This is a genomic window from Streptomyces sp. ALI-76-A (assembly GCF_030287445.1).
Classification (GTDB): Bacteria; Actinomycetota; Actinomycetes; order Streptomycetales; family Streptomycetaceae; genus Streptomyces.
Window position 1 is genome coordinate 80710 of record NZ_JASVWB010000004.1, and the last position, 21835, is coordinate 102544.

20 protein-coding genes are annotated in these 21835 nt (G+C 71.6%); 12 read left to right on the forward strand and 8 right to left on the reverse strand.

Going from position 1 to position 21835, the window contains the following annotated elements; all coding sequences use genetic code 11:
* Nucleotides 1-44: 44 nt before the first annotated feature.
* The gene (locus tag QQS16_RS36945; RefSeq protein ID WP_286066902.1) at nt 45-1910 is read left to right on the forward strand and encodes a cellulase family glycosylhydrolase; all 1866 of its coding nucleotides are present in this window, start codon (nt 45-47) and stop codon (nt 1908-1910) included.
* A gap of 83 nt (nt 1911-1993) precedes the next feature.
* Here QQS16_RS36945 and QQS16_RS36950 read toward each other — a convergent pair whose 3' ends face one another.
* A complete protein-coding gene (locus tag QQS16_RS36950; protein ID WP_286066903.1) occupies nt 1994-3256 on the reverse strand; it encodes a YncE family protein in 1263 nt (420 codons plus the stop codon).
* 196 nt (nt 3257-3452) lie between these two features.
* Between QQS16_RS36950 and QQS16_RS36955 the strand changes: the two genes are divergently transcribed.
* Entirely contained in the window at nt 3453-4115 is a 663-nt protein-coding gene (locus QQS16_RS36955; protein WP_286066904.1) for a TetR/AcrR family transcriptional regulator, read from the forward strand.
* A gap of 183 nt (nt 4116-4298) precedes the next feature.
* Here QQS16_RS36955 and QQS16_RS36960 read toward each other — a convergent pair whose 3' ends face one another.
* Entirely contained in the window at nt 4299-6086 is a 1788-nt protein-coding gene (locus QQS16_RS36960) for an ABC transporter ATP-binding protein (protein WP_286066905.1), read from the reverse strand.
* A gap of 159 nt (nt 6087-6245) precedes the next feature.
* Between QQS16_RS36960 and QQS16_RS36965 the strand changes: the two genes are divergently transcribed.
* The 3 genes from QQS16_RS36965 (at nt 6246) to QQS16_RS36975 (ending at nt 9065) form a co-directional block, all read left to right on the forward strand.
* Nucleotides 6246-7331, forward strand: a complete 1086-nt coding sequence (locus QQS16_RS36965; protein ID WP_286066906.1) for an S-(hydroxymethyl)mycothiol dehydrogenase — start codon at nt 6246-6248, stop codon at nt 7329-7331.
* Nucleotides 7331-7960 (forward strand): MBL fold metallo-hydrolase, encoded by a 630-nt coding sequence (locus QQS16_RS36970; protein ID WP_286066907.1) that lies wholly within the window; start codon nt 7331-7333, stop codon nt 7958-7960. Before QQS16_RS36965 ends, QQS16_RS36970 begins: the two co-directional genes overlap by 1 nt.
* Nucleotides 7961-8150: 190 nt before the next feature.
* Nucleotides 8151-9065, forward strand: a complete 915-nt coding sequence (locus QQS16_RS36975) for an SDR family oxidoreductase (protein ID WP_286066908.1) — start codon at nt 8151-8153, stop codon at nt 9063-9065.
* 22 nt (nt 9066-9087) lie between these two features.
* Here the strand turns inward: QQS16_RS36975 and QQS16_RS36980 are convergent, their stop codons facing one another.
* Complete coding sequence (locus tag QQS16_RS36980) at nt 9088-9624, reverse strand: hypothetical protein (protein WP_286066909.1); 537 nt, start codon at nt 9622-9624, stop codon at nt 9088-9090.
* Nucleotides 9625-9673: 49 nt separating this feature from the next.
* Between QQS16_RS36980 and QQS16_RS36985 the strand changes: the two genes are divergently transcribed.
* Nucleotides 9674-10474: an SDR family NAD(P)-dependent oxidoreductase gene (locus QQS16_RS36985; RefSeq protein ID WP_286066910.1), complete on the forward strand. Its 801-nt coding sequence runs from the start codon at nt 9674-9676 to the stop codon at nt 10472-10474.
* A gap of 127 nt (nt 10475-10601) precedes the next feature.
* Nucleotides 10602-11297, forward strand: coding sequence for a L,D-transpeptidase family protein (locus QQS16_RS36990; protein WP_286066911.1), 696 nt, complete (start codon nt 10602-10604; stop codon nt 11295-11297).
* A gap of 29 nt (nt 11298-11326) precedes the next feature.
* Here the strand turns inward: QQS16_RS36990 and QQS16_RS36995 are convergent, their stop codons facing one another.
* Genes QQS16_RS36995 through QQS16_RS37010 form a run of 4 tightly spaced genes read right to left on the reverse strand, consistent with a single transcriptional unit; the run spans nt 11327 to nt 15821 of the window.
* Entirely contained in the window at nt 11327-12526 is a 1200-nt protein-coding gene (locus QQS16_RS36995) for a Gfo/Idh/MocA family protein (RefSeq protein WP_286066912.1), read from the reverse strand.
* A 38-nt stretch (nt 12527-12564) separates the two neighbouring features.
* On the reverse strand, nt 12565-13908 hold the full coding sequence (locus tag QQS16_RS37000) for an extracellular solute-binding protein (RefSeq protein ID WP_286066913.1): 1344 nt from the start codon (nt 13906-13908) through the stop codon (nt 12565-12567).
* Between the two features lie 10 nt (nt 13909-13918).
* Nucleotides 13919-14836 (reverse strand): carbohydrate ABC transporter permease, encoded by a 918-nt coding sequence (locus tag QQS16_RS37005; protein WP_286066914.1) that lies wholly within the window; start codon nt 14834-14836, stop codon nt 13919-13921.
* A 19-nt stretch (nt 14837-14855) separates the two neighbouring features.
* On the reverse strand, nt 14856-15821 hold the full coding sequence (locus tag QQS16_RS37010; RefSeq protein WP_286066915.1) for a carbohydrate ABC transporter permease: 966 nt from the start codon (nt 15819-15821) through the stop codon (nt 14856-14858).
* 170 nt (nt 15822-15991) lie between these two features.
* Here QQS16_RS37010 and QQS16_RS37015 point away from each other — a divergent pair, with 170 nt between their 5' ends.
* The 3 genes from QQS16_RS37015 (at nt 15992) to QQS16_RS37025 (ending at nt 18363) form a co-directional block, all read left to right on the forward strand.
* The gene (locus QQS16_RS37015) at nt 15992-17152 is read left to right on the forward strand and encodes an ROK family transcriptional regulator (RefSeq protein ID WP_286066916.1); all 1161 of its coding nucleotides are present in this window, start codon (nt 15992-15994) and stop codon (nt 17150-17152) included.
* Between the two features lie 141 nt (nt 17153-17293).
* Nucleotides 17294-17479 carry a hypothetical protein gene (locus QQS16_RS37020; protein ID WP_286066917.1) on the forward strand — a complete coding sequence of 62 codons (186 nt, stop codon included), beginning with the start codon at nt 17294-17296 and terminating at the stop codon, nt 17477-17479.
* 62 nt (nt 17480-17541) lie between these two features.
* Entirely contained in the window at nt 17542-18363 is an 822-nt protein-coding gene (locus QQS16_RS37025; protein WP_286066918.1) for an EamA family transporter, read from the forward strand.
* A gap of 47 nt (nt 18364-18410) precedes the next feature.
* Here QQS16_RS37025 and QQS16_RS37030 read toward each other — a convergent pair whose 3' ends face one another.
* Entirely contained in the window at nt 18411-19787 is a 1377-nt protein-coding gene (locus QQS16_RS37030; protein ID WP_286066919.1) for a S1 family peptidase, read from the reverse strand.
* A 235-nt stretch (nt 19788-20022) separates the two neighbouring features.
* On the opposite strand from QQS16_RS37030, the gene QQS16_RS37035 reads away from it, so the two are divergent.
* Both QQS16_RS37035 and QQS16_RS37040 read left to right on the forward strand, forming a co-directional pair.
* A complete protein-coding gene (locus QQS16_RS37035) occupies nt 20023-21201 on the forward strand; it encodes a MalY/PatB family protein (RefSeq protein WP_286066920.1) in 1179 nt (392 codons plus the stop codon).
* 61 nt (nt 21202-21262) lie between these two features.
* Nucleotides 21263-21643: a PPOX class F420-dependent oxidoreductase gene (locus QQS16_RS37040; protein WP_286066921.1), complete on the forward strand. Its 381-nt coding sequence runs from the start codon at nt 21263-21265 to the stop codon at nt 21641-21643.
* The last annotated feature ends 192 nt before the right edge of the window (nt 21644-21835 follow it).

The following is a 21835-nucleotide window of genomic DNA, read 5'->3' on the forward strand; positions in this document are numbered from 1 at the left end:
AACAGTCAGATGTGTTGACGTTGTCACGAAATCGTCGGACTGTAATGGACATGCCGAATATACGCGCGCGTCTGCTCGTTGTTCTGGTGGTCCTCTCCGGATTCCTGACCGTGGCGGGCGTGCGCCCCGCCACCGCCGAAGCCCTTCCCGACTCCCTCTGGTTCGACGACACCCCGCTCACCGTGCGGGACGGCGGCTTCACCGACGGGCACGGCCGCGAGGTCGTGCTGCGCGGCTACAACGTCTCCGGCGAGACCAAACTGGCGGAGAACAAGGGCCTGCCCTTCGCCTCGCTCGCCGACGCCAAGAAGTCCGCGACCGCGCTGCGCGCCCTGGGCGGCGGCAACTCGGTCCGCTTCCTCCTCTCCTGGGCGTACGCCGAGCCCGTGCGCGGCCAGGTCGACACCGCCTATCTGGCCGCGGCCACCGGCCAGATGCGCGCCTTCCTCGACGCCGGCATCCGGGTCTACCCGGACTTCCACCAGGACCTCTACTCCCGGTACCTGTTCGACCCGGACAGCTGGTACACGGGCGACGGTGCCCCCAAGTGGGCGGTGGACGCCGGGAACTACCCCGACGAGAACTGCGGTATCTGCCTGTTCTGGGGCCAGAACATCACCCAGAACGAGGCCGTGAAGCGGGCGACGTACGACTTCTGGCACAACGCGTACGGCCTCCAGGACGCGTTCCTCACCACCGCCCAGAAGACGATGGCCTACGTCAGACAGCACGTCTCCGCGGCCGAGTTCGCGGGCGTCGTCGGTTTCGACCCCTACAACGAGCCGCACGCCGGCGTGTACGACTCCGGTCAGACCAGCCGCGCCTGGGAACGCGACGTGCTGTGGCCGTTCTACGAGAAGTTCCGCGCCCGCATGGACGCGGCCGGCTGGCAGGACAAGCCCGCCTTCGTGGAGCCGAACCTGTTCTGGAACGCCAACATCGGTTTCCAGAAGCAGGAGGGCGGCCTGCTGGACGCCGGCACCCTCGGTCCGGACTACGTCTTCAACACGCACTTCTACGACCAGAAGGCCATCTCCGGGATCTTCATGCCGGGCAAGGCCGGGGACGGCCAGTACGCGGCCGACTTCGGGACCGTCCGCGACCGCGCGGCGGCCACCGGCACGGCCGGCATCATCAGCGAGTTCGGCCACCCCCTGGCGGGCACCGTCTCCGACAAGGCGCCCACGGTCCTCAAGGCGATGTACCAGGCCCTCGACTCCCGCCTGCCCGGGGCGGGTTGGTGGTCCGACCCGAAGCGTTCCGGCTCGGTGCTGTCCGGTACGCAGTGGCAGTGGGACATCTACAACGGGCGCCACCACGAGCTGATGAACGGCAACCCCGACAAGGTGCTCACCGCGGGCGACGCCTGGAACGACGAGGACCTGTCGGCCGTACACCTGAACGACTCGGGGACGGCCGTGCTGCGCCAGGACGCCCGGCTCCTCGACCGCCTCTACCCGAGCGCCACCGCCGGCACGACCGTCGCCTTCACCTACGAGGACCGCTCCCGCGACGGCTCCACCACCCTGACCTGGAACCCGGTCCCGGGCTCACTGCCGAACGTCGCCCGGCTGGTCGGCTCGGGCCAGTACGGGCTGCTGCTGTGGCGCTCCGACGGCTCGACGGCACCCACCGAACTGCACCTGCCCGCCTCCTTCCCGACCGCGACGACCACGGTCGTCTCCGACCTCGGCACGTCCTACGCCCCGCCGGCGTACACGACCACCACCCCGATCGCGGCGGCCCGGGAACCGGGCGGCACCGGCAGCCGCCGCCTCCTGCTCACCGCACCGGACAACGGCGTCCTGCACTACGCCCTGGTGACCAACGGGACGACCTCGCCCCCGGCGGACCTGCTCGCCGCGGCCCGGTCCGAGCTGTCGGCGTGGGCGGCCCAGCGGATCCGCTGAGCCGGCTCGCCGCTGCCCTTCCGTCGGAGTCCGGCTCCGACGGAAGGGCAGCCGCGCCCGGGAAGGGAAGGCCGTGAGGCGGCTCAGGGGGCCGGTGCCGTCCAGCCCGTGCTGACGTGTCCCAGACGGACGCGCTGGGGGTGATCGCCCACCGCCACCGACACCGTCTTCCTCCCGGTGGCGAAGTCGATCGCGGTGACCTGGTCGGCGCCGCTCTCGGACACCACACAGCTCCTGCCGTCTCCGCTGACGGTGGCCCAGTACGGCTTGGACACGGTGACCAGGGGACCCTCCTGGAGCGTTGCGCGGTCCACGACGGTCGCGTAGTCGTCCATCGTGCCCGCCACGCACAGCTTGGAGCCGTCCGGCTTCATCGAGATGCCGTGGTGGCGCGAGTCGTTGACGAAGGTGGTGCGGTCGTCGCTGGTCGAGGGGTTCTTAGGCAGGGTCTTGGTCCGGGTGATCCTGTCGGTGGCGATGTCGTACTCGAAGAACCCGTTGAAGAACGACACCTGGAAGTACAGCTTGGACTCGTCCGGCGAGAAGACGGCGGGCCGCACCGCGTCGGAGTGGTCCTTGAGGCCGATGGCGTCCAGCCGTTGCCGCATGTCGATGACCTTGACCTGCTTGTACGTGGTCGCGTCGACGACGGTGATGAGCCGGTTGCCCTTCGTCCAGTCCAGCCACGGGGCGTCGGTCGCGGTGTTCACGTCGCCGATGGACATGTTCCAGATGTACGTGCCGTCGCTGGTGAAGATGTTCTCGTGCGGCTTGTCGCCCGTGGGGAACGAGCCGAGCTGCTTGCCGGTGGTGATGTCGAGCACGTGCACGGTGTTGCCGGTCGAGGCGGACACCGCGACCCGCCTTCCGTCGGGGGAGACCGCCATGTGGTCGGCGCGGTAACCCGACACGGCGAACCGCCAGTTGACGCGACCGGTGGCGAGGTCGATCGAGACGACGTCGGCGAAGCTCGGCCGCGAGACCACCACCGACCTGCCGTCCGGCGTGGAGTACATGTCGTCGACGAACTGGTCATGGCCCTCACCGACGCTGTTGCGGATGGTCATGAAGGCGATCCACCGGATCGGGTCGGCGTTGATCTCCGCCATCCGCTGGTCCTTGTCGGGAATCACGTTGATCCGGCCGACCTTCGCGAAGTCCCCGGACGACTTGATGACATCGGCGGTGCCGTCCCAGTTGTTGCCCACGAACATCACCTCGCGCAGGGCGGCCGTGGAGGCGTCCGAGGCCTCCTCGACGGCGGTCGCGGCGGTCGCGGGGGCGGTGACGGTGAGCACGAGGGCGGCGGCTACGGAGCATAGGTGCCTGGGTCGGAAAGCAGGCATGACTGCTCTCTCCTCTGGGATGGGCGGCTCGTGACTAGGACATGCCAAAACGGGGTGCGGGTATCTGAACACGAGTGGATTCAGATTCAACTTACTGAAAAGTAAGGAAGGGGTGCCCTTCTCCACAAGACTGCGTACAGGACAAAATTGGCGTTCGAACGAAACGTCCGGCGATCGGGCGGGAGAAGGAGGCACGGTGACGGGCAGGCTCAAGGCGCCGACCGGCCGTTACGGCGGCAAGACCGCCGCGGAGCGGCAGGCCGAGCGACGCCGCCGCTTCCTGGACGCCGCGCTCCAGCTCTTCGGCGACACCCCCGGCTACCGCGCCACCACCGTCGCGGCGCTCAGCGAGACCGCGGGCCTGTCCACCCGCCAGTTCTACGAGGAGTTCCGCACCCTGGAGGACGTGCTCGCCGCCCTGCACCTCCAGGTCAACGACTGGGCCGAGCAGGCCGTCCTGCTCGCCCTGACCGGCGCGGGGGACCTGCCGCTCGCCGAGCGCGCCGCCGCGATCTTCCGCGCGTACGCCGCGAACGTCACCGGGGACCCGCGCCGGATCCGCATCACCTTCGTCGAGATCATCGGCGTCAGCCCACGCCTGGAGGAACAGCGCCTCGCCCGCCGCGCCCGCTGGGTCGACCTCGTACGCACCGAGGCCGAGGCCGCCGTGCGCCGCGGGGAGGCGGCGCCCCGCGACTACCGGCTCGCCGCGGCGGCGTTCATCGGCAGCGTCAACGGTCTGCTCCACGACTGGAACGCGGGGTGGGTCGACGCGACCCTGGACGAGGTCGTCGACGAACTGGTCCGGCAACTCCTGGGCATCCTGCGCCCGTCGGACTGGACCCCGCCGGCCTCCTGAGCGACCGGCTCCGACGGCCGCCCAGCCGCCGCCGGCCAGGTCGAGCGCCCGGCCCGGCCGCGGTGCCCGGGCTGATGTCCGGGCGTTCGTACCGGAGGTGCACGGGGTCGGTCGCGGCGGCCGACCAAGCGCCCGCGCTGATACCGCGCGGGCCGACGGCGGAGCGGCGGCCGGTCAGCCGGCTCAGTCGGCCGTCGCGAGGAACTGCGTCGCCGCCAGCTCCGCGTACAGCGGATCGGCGCCCACCAGCTCACGGTGCGTGCCGACCGCGCGCACCCGGCCCGCGTCCATCACCACGATCCGGTCGGCCATCGTCACCGTCGACAGCCGGTGCGCGACGACCAGCACGGTGGTCGTGCGGGCCACATCCGCCACCGTGTCCCGCAGCGCCGCCTCGTTCACCGCGTCCAGCTGCGAGGTCGCCTCGTCCAGGAGCAGCAGCCGGGGACGGCGCAGCAGGGCGCGGGCGATGGCGACCCGCTGCCGCTCGCCGCCCGACAGCCGGGTGCCGCGATGTCCCACCAGGGTGTCCAGGCCGGCGGGCAACCGGGCGACCAGACCGTCCAGCCGGGTCGTCTTCACCACCCGCGTGACGGCGTCCTCGTCCGCGTCCGGATGGCCGAGCAGCAGGTTGTCCCGCAGCGATCCGGACAGGACCGGCGCGTCCTGCTCCACGTACCCGATCGACGACCGGAGGTGGGACAGCTCCCAGTCGGTGAGGTCGCGGCCGTCCAGGGTGATCGTGCCGGACTCGGGGTCGTAGAACCGCTCGATGAGCGAGAAGACGGTGGTCTTGCCCGCGCCGGACGGGCCGACGAACGCGGTCATGCCCTGCGCGGGCACGGTGAAGGTGACCCCGTGGTGGACGTACGGCAGGTCGTCGGCGTACCGGAAGCGGACGTCGGAGAAGGAGACGGCGGCGGGCCGCGCACCGGGGGCGGGCAGCGGCGCGGGCAGGGCCGCCGGCTCGGAGGGCAGCCGCAGCGCCTCCTGGATGCGGGCCAGGGCCGCCGCGCCGGTCTGGTACTGGGTGATCGCGCCGACGACCTGCTGGATCGGCGACATGAGGTAGAAGACGAACAGCAGGAACGCCACCAGCGTGCCCACGTCGATGGCCCCGGTCGCCACCCGTGCCCCGCCGGCCGCCAGCACCGTGATGAACGCTATCTGCATGGCCAGCCCGGCCGTGTTGCCCGCCGCCGCCGACCACTTGGCGGCGCGCACGCTCTGCCGCCACGACTCCTCGGCGGCCGCGTGCAGCGTCTGCTCCTCACGGTGCTCGGCGCCGGACGCCTTCACCGTGCGCAGCGCGCCGAGGATCCGCTCCAGCGAGGCGCCCATCACCCCGACCGCGTCCTGCGCCTGCCGGCTCGCCCGGTTGATGTGCGGCACGATCACCCCGAGGACGACGCCCGCGCCCACGATCACCGCCATCGTGACCCCGAGCAGCACCGGATCCACCAGGCCCATCATGACCACCGTCGCGACCAGCGTGAGCCCGCCGGTGCCCAGGCCCACCAGCGAGTCCGTGGTGACCTCGCGCAGCAGCGTGGTGTCCGAGGTGATGCGGGCCATCAGGTCGCCGGGTTCGGTGCGGTCCACCGCCGCGATGCGCAGCCGCAGCAGATACGAGGACAGGGTGCGCCGCGCGCCGAGCACCACCGACTCGGCGGTGCGCCGCAGCACGTACGAACCCAGCGCGCCCAGTGCCGCGTTGGCGATCACCAGCGCGGACATGATGACCAACGCGCCGGTGATGGCCCGGTCGTGCGACAGGTCGTCGATCAACTCCCGTGCCACCAGCGGCAGCATCAGCCCGGTCGCACCCGTGAGGAGCGAGAGCGTGGCGCCCGTCAGCAGGGCCCACCGGTGCGGTCGTACGTACCCGAGGAGCAGCCGCCACGTGGGCGGGCCTGTCTCCGTCTTGGCGTTGCTTACGGCACTCCTTCGGACCTGCGGCGGGCGGAGCACTCAGGCTACGTCGGCGCCCCTTCCGGAGGCCCGCCGGTGGCCGGGTGCCCCGGCGCCGTCCGGGAGGGAGGCGCCGCGGCGTGATCCCGCCCGTTACTGATCAGTCACGCGTAGGGTCGGAACAGGGACGGACACGAGCCGACGAAAGGGGCCGATCTCATGGCGCAGGAAGTACGCGGCGTGATCGCACCGGGCAAGGACGAGCCGGTGCGGCTGGAGACGATCGTCGTGCCCGATCCGGGCCCGGGCGAGGCCGTGGTGCGGGTGCAGGCCTGCGGGGTCTGTCACACGGACCTGCACTACAAGCAGGGCGGGATCAGCGACGACTTCCCCTTCCTGCTGGGGCACGAGGCCGCGGGCGTGGTCGAGGCGGTCGGCGAGGGCGTGAGCGATGTCGCCCCCGGCGACTTCGTCATCCTCAACTGGCGCGCGGTGTGCGGCAGGTGCCGGGCCTGCCTGCGCGGGCGGCCGTGGTACTGCTTCGACACGCACAACGCCCAGCAGAAGATGACCCTCACCGACGGCACCGAGCTGTCCCCGGCGCTCGGCATCGGCGCGTTCGCGGAGAAGACGCTGGTGGCGGCCGGGCAGTGCACCAAGGTCGACGCGAGCGTCGCACCGCAGGTCGCGGGGCTGCTGGGCTGCGGCGTGATGGCCGGCATCGGCGCCGCGATCAACACCGGCCAGGTCGGCCGGGGCGACACGGTCGCGGTGATCGGCTGCGGCGGAGTCGGCGACGCGGCGATCGCCGGTGCGAACCTGGCGGGCGCGGCCAGGATCATCGCGGTCGACATCGACGAGCGGAAGCTGGAGACGGCGCGGACGATGGGCGCCACCCACACCGTCAACTCCCGCGAGACGGATCCGGTGGAGGCGGTCCGGGAGCTGACCGGCGGTTTCGGCGCGGACGTCGTCATCGAGGCGGTCGGCCGCCCGGAGACCTACCGGCAGGCGTTCTACGCCCGGGACCTGGCCGGCACGGTCGTCCTCGTCGGCGTCCCCACCCCCGAGATGAAGCTCGAACTGCCCCTGCTGGACGTCTTCGGCCGCGGCGGGGCGCTGAAGTCGTCCTGGTACGGCGACTGCCTGCCCTCCCGCGACTTCCCGATGCTGATCGACCTGCACCTGCAAGGCCGCCTGGACCTGGGGGCGTTCGTCACCGAGACGATCGAACTCACCGACATCGAGAAGGCCTTCGAGCGGATGCACCACGGCGACGTGCTGCGCTCGGTGGTGGTGCTGTGATGACCGCCCGCGTCGAACGCCTCGTCACCTCCGGCCAGTTCAGCCTCGACGGCGGCACCTGGGACGTCGACAACAACGTGTGGATCGTCGGTGACGGCCACGAGGCGATCGTGATCGACGCCGCCCACGACGCCGACGCCATCGCGCGGGCGGTCGGCGACCGCCGGCTGACGGCGATCGTGTGCACGCACGCCCACAACGACCACATCGACGCCGCCCCCGCCCTGGCCGAGCGCACCGGCGCCACGATCTGGCTGCACCCCGACGACCTGCCGCTGTGGAAGCAGACCCACCCCGACCGCGACCCCGACGCCTGGCTGCGGGACGGCCAGGTCATCGAGGCGGCCGGCGCCGACCTGCGCGTGCTGCACACACCGGGGCACGCGCCCGGCGCGGTCTGCCTGTACGACCCCGGTCTGGCCACCGTCTTCACCGGTGACACGCTCTTCCAGGGCGGTCCGGGGGCCACCGGCCGCTCCTACTCCCACTTCCCCACGATCATCGACTCGATCCGCGACCGCCTGCTGGCCCTCCCGCCCGAGACGAAGGTCCTCACCGGGCACGGCGATCCCACCACCATCGGCGCGGAAGCCCCGCACCTGGAGGAATGGATCGCCCGCGGCCACTGAGGGACGGGCCGCACGGCCCCGGCCGGCCGTGCGCGCCCATGGGCGGGCGTCCCGCGCCGCGCGGGACGGGAAACCGCGCGGCCGGGTGACTCGGCACACGCGGCCGGACGACCCGGCGTAAAAGGCGACAGAAGATGTCCGGCTTACCCGCCATGCTCGGAGCATCAACCGGGCACACAGGAGGTCGGACATGGCACAGCCGTTGCGGGACAAGGTCGCTCTGGTCGCGGGAGCGACCCGCGGAGCCGGACGCGGCATCGCCGTGGAGCTCGGCGCGGCCGGCGCGACCGTCTACGTCACCGGCCGCTCCACCCGGGCCCGCCGCTCCGAGTACGACCGCCCGGAGACCATCGAGGACACCGCGGACCTCGTCACCGCGGCGGGCGGCCACGGCATCGCCGTACCGACCGATCACCTCGACCCCGCCCAGGTCCGCGCGCTCGTCGACCGCGTCGACGACGAGCGGGGCCGGCTCGACGTCCTCGTCAACGACATCTGGGGCGGGGAGAAGCTCTTCGGGTGGGACACCCCCGTCTGGGAGCACGACCTCGACAACGGCCTCAGACTCCTGCGGCTCGCGGTCGAGACCCACGCGATCACCAGCCACCACGCCCTGCCGCTGCTCCTGCGCCGGCCCGGCGGACTGGTGGTCGAGATGACCGACGGCACCGCCGAGTACAACCGCGACACCTACCGCGTCAACTTCTTCTACGACCTCGCCAAGACGTCCGTGCTGCGCATGGCGTTCGCCCTCGGTCACGAGATCGGGCCGCGCGGTGCCACCGCCGTGGCGCTGACCCCGGGCTGGCTGCGCTCGGAGATGATGCTGGAGGCCTTCGGGGTGCGTGAGGACAACTGGCGCGAGGCCCTCGACCGCGTCCCCCACTTCGCCATCTCCGAGACACCGCGCTACGTCGGCCGCGCGGTCGCCGCCCTGGCCGCCGACCCCGACGTGGCCCGCTGGAACGGCACGTCCCTCTCCAGCGGCGGCCTCGCCCCGGTGTACGGCTTCACCGACCTCGACGGCAGCCGCCCGGACGCCTGGCGCTACCTCGTGGAGGTGCAGGACGCGGGGAAGCCGGCCGACACGACCGGGTACCGGTGACGGTCGGGTCCGGCGGTGGCGGTCAGGTCCGCGGTGACGCCGGCAGCGGCCAGCGCGCCGCGTGGCCCGGAGGCAGCGCCAGGTCGTCCCGTACGGCCGCGTAGTAGCTCGCGCGTCCGGCGCGCTGCCGCTCCAGCAGGGCCTGCCATGCCGCCGGGTCGCGCCGCTCCTCGCGCAGGAACGCCTCCATCTCCAGCACCGTGACCACCCACGCCCGGGCCCGCTCCACCACCTCGGGACTGCCCAGCAGGAGCAGTGCCTCCCCGGCCGGATCCCGGGCGACGGTGGCCTCCGCCATCGGCGGGGCCGCCTCCTCGGGGGACAGCGGATGCGGATGCGGGTCGTTGCCGAAGTGGGCGGCGACCCGGTACGCCAGCGTCACGGACCGCTTGAGCGCCTGCGCGTAGTCGGCGTACACGGCGAGCCTGCGCTCCTCCCAGCGTGCCGCGCGCTCACGGCTGAAACGGGCCCGGTCGCTGCGCACGATCGCGACGTACGAGCCGAGCGCACCGATCACGACGCCGATGAGGGCGGGGAGTTGCTGGAGGAACGTCGACATGGGCGCACGGTATCCGCCCGGTGGGCCCGCGCGGCACTACGGTCGGCGTATGACGGACACCACGCGTTTCGAGGGGTACGGAGTTCTGGTCACGGGCGCCGCCCGCGGCATCGGCGCGGCCACCGCGCGGCGGTTCGCCGAGGAGGGGGCGGGCGTCCTGGTCACCGACGTCGACGCGCCCGAGGCGGAGAGGACCGCGGCGGCCCTGCGCGCCCGGGGACTGAAGGCCGGGGCGACGGTCTGCGACGTGGCGGACCGGGCGTCCGTCGAGGCGGCCGTCGCCCACGCCGTCGCCGTGCTCGGACGGCTCGACGTCCTGGTCAACAACGCCTACCGCTGCACCCCCGACACCCCGCTCTTCGAGGACGGGCCCGACGAGGTGTGGGCCCGCGACCTGGACGTCACCCTCACCGGCGCCTACCGCTGCGCCCGCGCCGCCCTCCCGCACCTGGTGGCCTCCGGCCGGGGCGCGGTCGTCAGCATCGGCTCGGTCAACGGCCTCCAGGACTTCGGCAACCACGCCTACAGCGCCGCCAAGGCGGGCCTCGGCTCCCTGACCCGCACCCTCGCCGGGCACGCCGCCCCGCGCGGCGTCCGGGTCAACCTGGTGGCTCCCGGCACCGTCCGCACGACACCCTGGGAGGGCCGGGAGGACGACCTGGAGGCCGTGCGCGCGCTGTATCCCCTCGGCCGGGTCGGCGAACCGGAGGACATCGCGGCGGCGGTCACCTTTCTGGCCTCCCGCGACGCGTCCTGGATCACCGGCACCACGCTCACCGTCGACGGCGGCCTCACCGCGGTCAACACGGGCTTCCGCGCCGCGGTGGACCGGTCCGGCACGGACGACTGACAGCGACGGGACGGTGTCGAATGTCACCGTTTCGTCGCAGGACGAGCGGCGCTACAACCGAATCCCCCGGGCACCGGTCTAGCTGGCAGACATCGAGGACCGCAGGACCGGGTGAAGGGGAATGGCCATGGGGGACATACGCAGACGGGGTGCCGTCGTACTGGGGGTCACCGCGCTGGTGGCACCGCTCACGCTCGCGCTGGGCACCACGCCCGCGCAGGCCGCGAGCTGCACCACGCAGACCGGGCCGTACCAGAAGCAGGTGGAGAAGTTCCTCGGCCGGCCGGTCGACGGCAAGCAGTCCGCCGCCGACTGCAAGGCCATCCAGGCCTTCCAGACCAAGCACGGCATCACCCCGAACGCCGGGTACGCGGGTTCCGTCACCTGGGGCGTGATGAACCTGATGAACAAGCAGAAGGCCGTCGGGACGAACCCCAACAAAGAGGGCAAGTGTCCGGTGAACAAGGGCCGCATCGCCTGCGTGAACCTGACCCTCCAGCTCAGCTGGATCCAGGACGGCAAGAAGCTCGTGTACGGTCCGGTCCCCGTGCGCACCGGCCGCAACGGCTACGAGACCCGCACCGGCCTGAAGAAGATCTACTGGCGCAACATCGACCACGTCTCCAGCATCTACGACGTGCCGATGCCCTACGCCCAGTTCTTCGACGGCGGCCAGGCCTTCCACTCGGTGGGCGTCAGCATGTGGAACCCGCCGGGTTCGCACGGCTGCGTCAACATGACCAGGACCACCGCCAAGAAGTACTGGTCGCTGCTGAAGAACGGCGACGACGTCTTCGTGTACGGCCGCAAGCCGGGCACCTGACAGGGGCGCCCGGCCCGTCCGCGCCCCCGCTAGCGGGGCGCGTCCCCGAAGTCCGGGATCTCCAGCCTGGCCCCGCCCTGCCGCGCGGACTCGTGCGCGACGATGCCCGGCAGGGTGTAGCGGGCGGCCACCCACGCGTTCACCGACGGCAGCGACCGGGTGGTGACGGCGGTGACGAAGTCGTCCACCAGGAAGTGGTGGCTGCCCTCGTGCCCGTTGTGGAGGTGGTCGAACTCCCGCGGCAGCCGCGAGCGGTCGTGCACCGGCGCCGATCCGGAGGTGAAGGCGGCCCGCAGGTCCGGCGCGATGTGCTGGAGTGACGGATCGTCAGGGGACATGGTGGGCTTGGGTTCCAGCAGTTCGCTGATGTCCTTCACGCCGTTCTTGTCCTGCCACAGGGCGACCGTGGCGAGCTGCTCCATGCTCGCTTCGGTCCCGAAGAACCGGAAACGGGACTCCCGGATGTGGGAGGGGTAGCCCACCCGCCGGAACTCGTTCGTCCGGAACGCCCCGCCGCCCGCCACCTCGAACAGCGCGGTCGCGTTGGACACGTCGTTGCCGAACCGGCTGACCTCCTTGTCGAACACCCCGTCCCCGCGGTCGTCGGCCACCCCGATCGCCGACACACTCACCGCGTGCGTCTGCCAGGCGCCCAGTACCCCGCCTGTCGAGTGCGTCGGGTACAGCAGCGGGGGATAGCTGGCGGTCGCCTTCCAGTCCTCGCCGCCGCTGTACTGGTACGCCTCGTAGAACCCGAGGTCCATGTCGTGGACGTAGTCGCCCTCGGCGTAGAAGAGCCGCCCGAAGGCGCCCTCGGCGATCTGGTTGCGGGCGTGCACGGTCGCCGGGTTGTACTGGCTCGTCTCGCCCATCATGTACGTCAGCCCGGTCGCCTTGACCGCGTCGATGATCGCCGCGATCTCCTCGGCGGTGATCGCCATCGGGACGGCGGAGTAGACGTGCTTGCCGGCGTTGAGGCCCTGGACGACCAGCGGGCCGTGCGTCCAGCGCTGGGTGAAGATCGCGACCGCGTCGACCGCCTTCGACTCCAGCATGGCCTCGTACGACGGGAAGGTGCCCGTGAGGCCCTCGGCGGCGGCCAGGCGCTCGGCGCGTTCGGGGAGCAGGTCGGTGACGTGGACGTCGCCGACGCCGGGATGGGCCAGGAACAGCTTGGCGAACTGGCCCGAGAACTGTCCGGCGCCGACGATGCCGAGGGAGAACGTCATGGGTGGCGTGCCCTTCCGGGGTGGAGTCACTGGTCGATTCACTGGTCGAGGATCAGGTTGATCTGGTCGGTGGTCTCGTCGAGGCTGTCGGCGGACGTGCCGTTGGCGAAGATGTCCTGCATCGCGGGGTGCATCAGCGCGTACACGTCCGCGGAGTAGTTGGTGATGGGGAAGGAGAACGTGCTGAAGTTCTTCTTGTCGGCGACCGGCCTGGTGAAGGCCGTGACGTCGATGCCCTTCTTCTCGTACGCGGCCACCGCGGCCTTCGTGCCGTCGGGCGTCGCCGGGAAGACGATGCCGTAGTCGCCCACGATCTTCTGGCACGCGTCGGACGACAGGTACTTCACCCACTTCAGGGCACCCGGCTTGTTGTCCGCGTTCTTGGTGACGGAGTCGGCGAGGCCGTTCATCATGGTGGCGCGCTTGCCGGTGGGACCCACGGGGGTGAAGGCGGTGCCCACCTTCAGGTCCTTGACGCCGTAGTACGTCGAGATCATCCAGGCGCCGTCGAAGGCTGCCGCCGCCTTGCCCGCGGCCACCTGCGCGTTCGCCGGATTGGCGCCCGCGCTGTAGTCCGTGAGGGGGGCCATGTAGCCCTTCTCGGCCAGGCCGAAGTACCACTCGACGACGGACTGGAAGGTCTCGCTGTCGTACTGGTACTTCGTGCCCCACCGCGGCTTGTCGGTGTAGGTCCAGCCCGCGGAGGCGGCGAAGTTGCTCCACTGCGTCTGGCCGTCGCCGTCCCCGGCGCCGCCCGTCGCGAGGCCGTACACCTTGACATGACGCTTGTCGAAGCCCGGTTCGTCACCGCGTTTGCCGTTGCGGTCGACGGTGAGACGGGCGATGGCCTTCTCGAAGGTGCCGCCGTCCTTCGGGTTCCAGGAAAGGGTGTTCAGCTCCCGGGCCGTGAGCCCGGCGGCGCCGGCCATCCTCTGGTTGTAGAAGAGCGCGACGGTGTCCCAGTCCTTGGGAGCGCCGTAGCGGTGCCCGTCCTGGCCGGTCCAGTTGGCGGCGAGCCCGGACTGGTAGTCGGATGCCTCGATGCCCAGGCCGTCGAGCGGCTCCAGCACCTTGAGATCGGCGAACTGGCCGAACTTCTGGATGTGGTCGGTGAACACGTCCGGCTCGGTGCCCGCGATGAAGCTCGCGGTGAGCTTGGTCCAGTAGTCGTCCCAGCCCAGCTGCGTGATCTTCACCTTCAGTCCCGGGTTCTCCTTCTCGAAGCCCCGCGCGCAGGCCTGGTAGGCGGGCCGCTGGTTGGCGTCCCACAGCCAGTACGACACCGTGTTCGCGGACGAACCCGCCCCGCCTCCCTTGGCGCAGCCGGCCGTCAGGGACAGCGCCAGCGCTCCGGTCAAAGCCACGACCGTACGAATTCGCATGCCCGTCCCCTTACTTGATTCCGGTGAAGCTGATCGAACTGACGATGCGGCGCGCGAAGATGCCGAAGAGCACGACCATGGGCAGCGCGGCGACGAGCGTGGCCGCCATCAGGCCGGACCAGTCGTAGCCGGTCTGCGGCGTCTGCGCCCGGAAGATGGCCAGCGCCACGGTGAGCACGCGGGAGCTGTCGCTGTAGGACACCATCAGCGGCCAGAAGTAGTCGTTCCAGGCGGTGATGTACGTCAGGACGCCCAGCGTGAGGACGGGGGTGGACGCCATCGGCAGCATGACCCGGAAGAAGATGCGGATCTTCCCGGCGCCGTCGAGCAGGGCGGCCTCCTCGACCTCGCGGGGGACGTTCATGAAGAACTGCCGCAGGAAGAACACGGCGAACGGCGTCATGAACATCGTCGGCAGCGAAATGCCCAACAGGGTGTCCACCAGGCCGAGTTGTTTGATGAGTACGAAGTTCGGGAGCAGGGTGAAGATCGCGGGGACCATCAGCCCGGCGAGGAAGAGGCCGAACGTCTTGTCCCGGCCACGCCACCGCAGGCGCGCGAAGGCGTACGCGGCCATGGCGGAGAAGAAGATCTGGCAGACGGTGATCAGGGTGGCGACGACCACCGAGTTGATCAGGTAGCGCCAGAACGTGAGACCGCCGCCCGCGCCGCCCTGGGCGATCGCCTCCTCGGTGGACTGCAGGCCCAGGGCCCGCTCGAAGCCACCGGTCGTCAGGTCCACGGGCAGGGGATCGCCGGGGTGCGCGGCGAGCGCGTTGTTGGTGGACAGCGCGGTGCGCAGGATCCAGTAGAAGGGCAGCAGGGTGATGAGCACGATCGCGACCATCGCCGTCCAGGCCGCGATCCGGCCGAAGGAGGGCCGGCGCCTGGTGGGCCGTACGGTCGTCGTGGTTGCCACGGCAGCCATGTCGGTGTCTCCTTCCCCGTCAGCCGAGGTCGGTCTGGCCGGCCCGGGTGAGCCGGTACTGGACGAAGGTGATCGCGCTCAGCACGACCAGCAGGGCGACGGACATCGCCGAGGCGTAGCCGAACTGGAAGCGGCCGAAGGCGGCGCCGTAGATGTAGTACTGGAGGACGTTGGTGGCGTTCGCCGGTCCGCCCGCGGTGGTCACCGCCACCGTGTCGAACACCTGGAACGAGCCGATCACGGTCATGATCAGTACGACCGCCAGCACCGGCCGCAGCAGTGGCATGGTGATCCGCCAGAACATCCGCCACTCGCTCGCGCCGTCCACCTTGGCGGCCTCGTACATGTCGCCGGGGATGGCCTGGAGCCCGGCGAACAGCAGCAGCGCGGTGTAGCCGACGTGCCGCCACACGTTGATCAGGGCGATGGTCGGGATCGCCCAGGTGTCGTCGGCGAGGAAGGGGACGCGCTCGAGACCGAGCCCCGAGATGATCTCGTTGCCGATGCCGAGCTGTGTGTCCAGGATCCACAGCCAGACGATGCCGGCGACGACGTTCGCCATCAGATACGGCGTGAGCACGATCCCGCGCAGCAGCGCCGACCGCGTGAGCCGCTGGAGCAGGACGGCGATGGCGAGCGCCGCCACCGTCTGCACCCCGATGTTGATCAGCACGTACTCGACGGTGACCTCGAGCGAGTTCCAGAAGATCGGGTCGTGCACCATGCGCACGTAGTTGTCGAGGCCCACCCACTCGGGCGGTGTGAGCAGGTTGTAGCGCGTGAAGCTGAGGTAGACGCCGCGCAGCGTCGGCCAGAGCAGGAAGACCAGGAAGCCCAGCAGGGCCGGGGCGATGAACACCGCGGCGAGCCGTCCGTCACCCCGGCCCTCCCCGGCGCGCGCCCGGTCCGTCCGAGGTTTCGTCCGGGCACCCTCGGCGCCGCCCAGGGGCAGACGCGACGGTGGGCTGCTGGAGGCGATGGTCATCGTGAGACTCCCTTGTCCGCGGCGGCTCATCCTCGGGGCACTTACTTTTGCGGCGGAATAATCAATGAGTCAAGGGGCGTGCAAACATCATTCCCGAGCCATCGGTGATGGCGTAGAGTGGTCACATTGTTTTTGTGGCAAAATAAATCAGGTGTGGGAGTCTGACCTACATGACCGCAGGTTCCGCCAGCTGGCTTCCGCTGAGCCCCGGGGAGCGCTCCGTGGCGATCGAGGTACTCGTCCACGGCCCGCTCTCCCGTACCGAGATCGCGCGCCGGCTGGACCTCTCGCCGGGGAGCCTGACCCGGCTCACCAAGCCGCTGATCGAGTCGGGCCTGCTGATCGAGGTCCCCGAGGCGGGCTCCCCGGCCGAGGCTCGCCAGGGGCGCCCCTCCCAGCCCCTCGACGTCGTCGCCGAGTCCCGCTCCTTCCTCGGCTTCAAGATCACCGAGGACATGGTCTACGGCGTCGTGACCACCCTCAGGAGCGACATCGTCGCCCGCCACGACCGCCCCCTCGCCACGCACGACCCCGCCCGGGTGGCCGACCTGCTCGCCGAGATGACCGACGAACTCGCCCGCGAGCACCCCCGGTTCGCCGGCATCGGCATCGGTGTCGGCGGTCTGGTCCGGGACCGGGCCGTGGTGGGGGAGTCCCCGTTCCTGAACTGGCGCGAGATCCCGCTGGCCGCGCTCGTCGAGGAACGCACCGGGCTCCCGGTGGTCGTCGAGAACGACGTCGCCGCCCTGGTCGAGGCCGAGACCTGGTTCGGCGCCGGGCGCGGCCTCGACCGTTTCGTCGTCCTCACCATCGGCGCCGGCATCGGCTACGGCCTCGTCCTGGGCGGCAAGCGCGTGCCCTACCCCGAGGAGGACCGTGGGTTCGGCCGCCACTGGATCGTGAACCCCAACGGCCCGCTCACCCTCGACGGCGAGCGGGGCAGCGCCGTCTCCCTGCTCACCATCCCCAACATCCGCTACCAGGTCCACGCCGCCACCGGCCGTGACCACACCTACGAGGAGATCCTCGCCCTGGCCGCCGCCGAGGAGCCCATGCCCGCCCGCGTCATCGACGAGGCCGCGCGCGCCCTCGGCGTCCTGGTCGCCCAGATCGCCAACTTCGTCATGCCGCAGAAGATCCTGCTCGCCGGGGAGGGTGTCGGCCTGATGGACGTGGCGGGCAAGGTGGTGGAGGACACCATCCGGGCGCACCGGCATCCGCTGGCCGCCCCGGTCGGCCTGGAGACCAAGGTGTCCGACTTCCACGACTGGGCCCGCGGCGCCGCCGTGCTGGCGATCCAGGTGCTGGTCCTGGGAGCAGCACAAACGTGAAGTCCGGCCAGGTGCTGGTCCTGGGAGCAGCACAAACGTGAAGTCCGGGACAGGGGTTGACAGATGGACGTGATCAGTAACACGGTCCGGAATGTCCGTTTAACTTGTGATTACTCACATCGCCTTCACCTGGGGCGCCGTATGCTTCACACCATGTCCACCAGTGTTGAACTTGCTACCGAACGATCGGCTGACGAGGTCAACGAGGAGATCCGGGCCCTGTGGCTCCGGTCGGGCGGGACACTGAACGGCGAGCAGCGCGAGGAGTACCAGCGTCTCGTCCTGGAGTGGGCCGCTGCGGCCCACCAGCCGGTGCCGGCGACCTGACCGTCGCCTGAGGGCCCCTGCCGCCAGGCATCGGTCCGAGTTCCCAGGGCACCCCTGACCGGATGGGTCCCCTCCTCGCTCTGACCTCCGCCGTGTGCTACGGCGTCGTCGACTTCGCCGGCGGCCTCCTGTCCCGCCGTGCCCACTTCGCCGCCGTCACCGTCCTCGGCCAGATCGGCGGCCTTCTGCTCGCCTGCGCGGCGGCGCTCGCGCTGCCCGCCGACGCCGTGCGCCCCGTGGACCTCCTGTGGGGCGCGCTCTCCGGCGTCGGCAGCGGCACCGCCATGCACTTCCTCAACCGCGGACTGAGCCGCGGCGCGATGAGCGTCGTCGTGCCCGTCAGCGCGGTCACCGGCGTCGCCCTGTCCGTGCTGTGCGGAGTGCTGCTCGGGGACCGGCCCACGCCTCTGGGCTGGGTGGGCATCGCCGTGACCGTGCCCGCGCTGTGGCTGGTCTCCGGCGGCGGCGCCGGCTCCGGCGGGGGCGCGGCGGACGGCCTGGTGGCCAGCGCGGGCGTCGCCGCGCAGTACATCGCCCTCGCCCAGGCCGACCCGTCGAGCGGGCTGTGGCCGGTGGCGGCGGGCCGGGTCGCCGCCGTCCTCGTCCTGCTGCCGGGCGCCGCCCGCCACCCCCACCGCCTGAGGATGCCGCCGGCCCGCGCCGTCCAGGCGCTGCTGGTCGGGGCGGGGGCCGCGCTCGGCCTGGTCCTGTATCTGCTCGCCGCCCAGCGCCAGATGCTGGCCGTCGCGGTGGTCCTGGCCTCCCTGTACCCCGCCCTCCCGATCGTCCTGGGACTCGCCCTGCTGCGCGAGAAGGTCACCCCGAGACAGACGGCGGGCCTGCTGGGGGCGGCCGCGGCCACCGCCCTGGTGACCCTCGGATGAGGCGCGCGAGGCCGGGACCGGCCCCGCGTGAGTGATCGCGGGCCGGGTCAACTCCAGGTCGCCGAGTAGTACTGCCGGTACGCCTTGCGGTCCTGCTCGGCGCGGATGAACCGGGTGGCCGCCAGCGCGACCAGGCTGCCCGCGATGACCAGGAGACCCGGTCCGACGTTCCTGGTGTCCGTGAGCCGGGAGAGCAGGGGCTCCCCGGTCGCGCCGCCCGCCACCGGGCCCGACGATCCGGGCGAGGCCGCACCGGGGGAGAGCGCGCCCTGCGTGGCCGAGGCGGACGGCGCCGGTGCGGCCGAGCCGTCGGCGCCCCCGGCGGCCGGCGTCGCCACGATCAACTGGACGTCCAGGGCCTCCAGCGCCTTCGTCACCGGCTGGAAGAAGGTGGTGCCGCCGCTCGTGCAGTCACCGCTGCCGCCCGAGGTCAGCCCCAGCGCGACCCCCTCGGAGAACATCGGGCCGCCGCTGTCCCCGGGTTCGGCGCACACGTTCGTCTCGATCAGCCCGGTGACGGTGCCCTCGGGGTAGTTCACCGTCGCGTTCAGTGCCGTCACCTCGCCGTCGCGCAGCCCGCTCGTGCTGCCGCTGCGGAACACCCGCTGCCCGACCGCCGGATCGGCCGCCCCCGTGATCTGCACGCCCTTGCCGTCCCCGATGGCCACCACCCCGGCTCCCTCACCGGCCTCGCCGCCGGCGTACTGCACCAGGGAGAAGTCGTTGCCCGGGAAGCTCTGTGTGATGGTCTTGCCGACCTGCGCGTCGGCGCCGGAGTCCTCGAACCAGACCGAGCCGGTGGGGCCGCAGTGTCCGGCGGTGAGGATGAAGTCGCGCTGCCCGTCGGTCACGTTGAAGCCGGCCGAGCAGCGCCCGGCGGTGGACAGGATCGGCTGCGCGCCGTTGATCCGGGTCGTGAAGGTGCCCTGGGTGCGTTCCATCCGGACGAAGCCGCCGATGCCGTCGGCGACCTCGGTCATCCGGGACCAGTCGGCGGCCGAGACGGTGCTGTCGCCCCGTACCACCACCTGGTTGGTCCGGTAGTCCATGGCCCACGCCGTGCCCGTCACCCGGGGCGCCGAACGCAGCGTCGAGGTGGCCGACTTCAGCTCGTTCATGCTGTGCGGCACGACCTTCGCCTCGGCGCCCGCCCGCCGCACCTGGGCCGCCGCGTCCTGGTCGGTGACCGCGACCACCGGTTTTCCGTCGGCACCCATCCAGGCGCCCGCCGTGCGGGAGGGCCCGAGCCGGTGGACGAGGTCCGCGCCCATGTCGCCCGCCTCCTGGGCGTAGGTGCGCGGAGCGGTGGCGGCGGGAGGCTCGTCGGCCATGGCCCGCGTGACCATGGTCCCTCCCAGGAGGAGTCCGCCGACGGCCGCCAGCCGCGTCACTCGCCGGACGACCCGTCGTCGTGCGTGCCTCATGCATGGCTCCCGAACCCGAACTCACGGCAACACCGCGGGGGGCTCTCGTGGTTGAGCACCCTCCTTCCATACGTGGGCGGAGGCGGGGGCGTTCACGGCACCGGCGATCTCTCCTCGCCGCGAGACCGGCCGGCCTCGGCCTCCGTGGCGCGCGACCGGTGCGACCGGTGCCGGTCGGGTGGGCCGGTCGCGCGGTTCCCCGCGCCCCTGCGGTGAGTCCCCCTATCGTGTGCCCATGACCAGGATCCCGTACGAGCCGTCCGGTGAACCGAACCCGTTGCGCGCGCTGACGCTCGACCGCCTCCGTCGTCGCACGAGCATGAAGTGGCGCACCTACCCCGAGGACGTCCTGCCGCTGTGGGTGGCCGAGATGGACGTACCGCTCGCCGAACCCGTCGTCCGCGCGGTCACCGACGCGCTCGCGCTCGGGGACACCGGCTACCCGGCGGGTACCGCGTACGCCGAGGCGCTCGCCGCGTTCGCGGACGAGCGGTGGGACTGGGACGGGCTCGCGGTGGACCGCACCGCGATCGTGCCCGACGTGATGCTCGGCGTCGTGGAGATGCTCAGGCTGGTCACCGGGCCCGGCGATCCGGTGGTGGTGAATCCGCCCGTGTACCCGCCGTTCTTCCCGTTCGTGGAGCACATGGACCGGCGGGTGGCCGAGGCCCCGCTGGGCGCGGACGGGCGCATCGACCTCGACGCCCTGGAGGAGACCTTCCGGCAGGCGGTGGCGGACCGGCGGCGGGCCGCCTACCTGCTGTGCAGCCCGCACAACCCGACCGGAACCGTGCACACCGCCGGTGAACTGACCGCCGTCGCCGCGCTCGCCGACCGGTACGGCGTACGGGTCGTCGCCGACGAGATCCACGCGCCGGTCGTCGCCTCGGGCGGGCGGTTCGTGCCGTACCTCAGCGTGCCCGGCGGGGAGCACGGCCTGTCGCTGATGTCGGCGACCAAGGCGTGGAACCTGCCGGGTCTGAAGGCCGCCCTCGCCGTCGCGGGACCCGGCGCCGCCGCCGACCTCGCCCGGCTGCCGGAGGAGGTCGGCCACGGACCGAGCCACGTCGGCGTGCTGGCCCACACCGCCGCCCTGCGCGAGGGCGGCCCCTGGCTGGACGCCCTGCTCGCCGGTCTCGACGACAACCGGCGCCTGCTGGCCGACCTGCTCGCCGACCACCTCCCCACGGTCACTCACCGCCCCGCCGAGGCGACCTACCTCGCCTGGCTCGACTGCCGCGCGCTCGGCCTCGGCGACGATCCGGCGGACACCTTCCTGCGCCGCGGCCGGGTGGCCCTCAGCCCCGGCACCGACTTCGGTACCGGGGGCGCGGGGCACGTACGCCTGAACCTGGCGACCTCTCCGGAGATCCTCCAGGAGGGCGTCCGGCGGATGGCGGCGGCGCTCGCCTGAACCCGACCGGCTCCACCGGGCGGCCTCCTTCTTGCGGCGGCGGCTGCCTAGACTGCCCGTCATGGACGACACGGCGTTGCAGCGGCTGGGCTCGGGCAAGTACCTGCTGATCACCAGCTTCCGGAAGAACGGCACCCCGGTCGCCACTGCGGTGTGGGTGGTGCGCGACGGCGACGCGCTCGGCGTCTGGACGGTCGCCGACTCCTGGAAGGTCAAGCGCATCCGGGCGCGCGGTGACGTCCTCGTCGGCCCCTGCGACGCCCGCGGCAACCCGACCGGCGACCAGCTCCCCGCCACGGCCGAGATCACCGACGCGGCCACCACGGCCCGCTACCGCGGGCTGATCGCCCGCAAGTACGGCCTTTTCGGCCGCTTCACGCTCCTCGGCAGCAGGCTGCGCCGGGGACGGAACGGGACCGTCGGGATCCGCGTGACCCTGTGACGCGCGGGGCACGGACCGCTGTCCGGTCCGGCGCTCGGACAGCGCGGGCCGGACGGTGCGGGCCGCCGACCGCTGTCCGGTCCGCGCTCGGTGGCCCCCCGTGGGGGCCGATCGTCTGCCGGCCCGTGCCTCCGGTGCCGTGTGGGGCGTTGCTCATCCGGCACGCACCCCGGTGGCGTGTGAGGACCGACC

Excerpts from the sequence above, each read along its gene's own strand:
- QQS16_RS36945 (WP_286066902.1), top strand. The coding sequence starts at position 45 with ATGGACATGCCGAATATACGCGCGCGTCTGCTCGTTGTTCTGGTGGTC.
- QQS16_RS36950 (WP_286066903.1), bottom strand. The coding sequence starts at position 3,256 with ATGCCTGCTTTCCGACCCAGGCACCTATGCTCCGTAGCCGCCGCCCTC.
- QQS16_RS36965 (WP_286066906.1), top strand. The coding sequence starts at position 6,246 with ATGGCGCAGGAAGTACGCGGCGTGATCGCACCGGGCAAGGACGAGCCG.
- QQS16_RS36970 (WP_286066907.1), top strand. The coding sequence starts at position 7,331 with ATGACCGCCCGCGTCGAACGCCTCGTCACCTCCGGCCAGTTCAGCCTC.
- QQS16_RS36975 (WP_286066908.1), top strand. The coding sequence starts at position 8,151 with ATGGCACAGCCGTTGCGGGACAAGGTCGCTCTGGTCGCGGGAGCGACC.
- QQS16_RS36980 (WP_286066909.1), bottom strand. The coding sequence starts at position 9,624 with ATGTCGACGTTCCTCCAGCAACTCCCCGCCCTCATCGGCGTCGTGATC.
- QQS16_RS36985 (WP_286066910.1), top strand. The coding sequence starts at position 9,674 with ATGACGGACACCACGCGTTTCGAGGGGTACGGAGTTCTGGTCACGGGC.
- QQS16_RS36990 (WP_286066911.1), top strand. The coding sequence starts at position 10,602 with ATGGGGGACATACGCAGACGGGGTGCCGTCGTACTGGGGGTCACCGCG.
- QQS16_RS36995 (WP_286066912.1), bottom strand. The coding sequence starts at position 12,526 with ATGACGTTCTCCCTCGGCATCGTCGGCGCCGGACAGTTCTCGGGCCAG.
- QQS16_RS37000 (WP_286066913.1), bottom strand. The coding sequence starts at position 13,908 with ATGCGAATTCGTACGGTCGTGGCTTTGACCGGAGCGCTGGCGCTGTCC.
- QQS16_RS37005 (WP_286066914.1), bottom strand. The coding sequence starts at position 14,836 with ATGGCTGCCGTGGCAACCACGACGACCGTACGGCCCACCAGGCGCCGG.
- QQS16_RS37010 (WP_286066915.1), bottom strand. The coding sequence starts at position 15,821 with ATGACCATCGCCTCCAGCAGCCCACCGTCGCGTCTGCCCCTGGGCGGC.
- QQS16_RS37015 (WP_286066916.1), top strand. The coding sequence starts at position 15,992 with ATGACCGCAGGTTCCGCCAGCTGGCTTCCGCTGAGCCCCGGGGAGCGC.
- QQS16_RS37020 (WP_286066917.1), top strand. The coding sequence starts at position 17,294 with ATGCTTCACACCATGTCCACCAGTGTTGAACTTGCTACCGAACGATCG.
- QQS16_RS37025 (WP_286066918.1), top strand. The coding sequence starts at position 17,542 with ATGGGTCCCCTCCTCGCTCTGACCTCCGCCGTGTGCTACGGCGTCGTC.
- QQS16_RS37030 (WP_286066919.1), bottom strand. The coding sequence starts at position 19,787 with ATGAGGCACGCACGACGACGGGTCGTCCGGCGAGTGACGCGGCTGGCG.
- QQS16_RS37035 (WP_286066920.1), top strand. The coding sequence starts at position 20,023 with ATGACCAGGATCCCGTACGAGCCGTCCGGTGAACCGAACCCGTTGCGC.
- QQS16_RS37040 (WP_286066921.1), top strand. The coding sequence starts at position 21,263 with ATGGACGACACGGCGTTGCAGCGGCTGGGCTCGGGCAAGTACCTGCTG.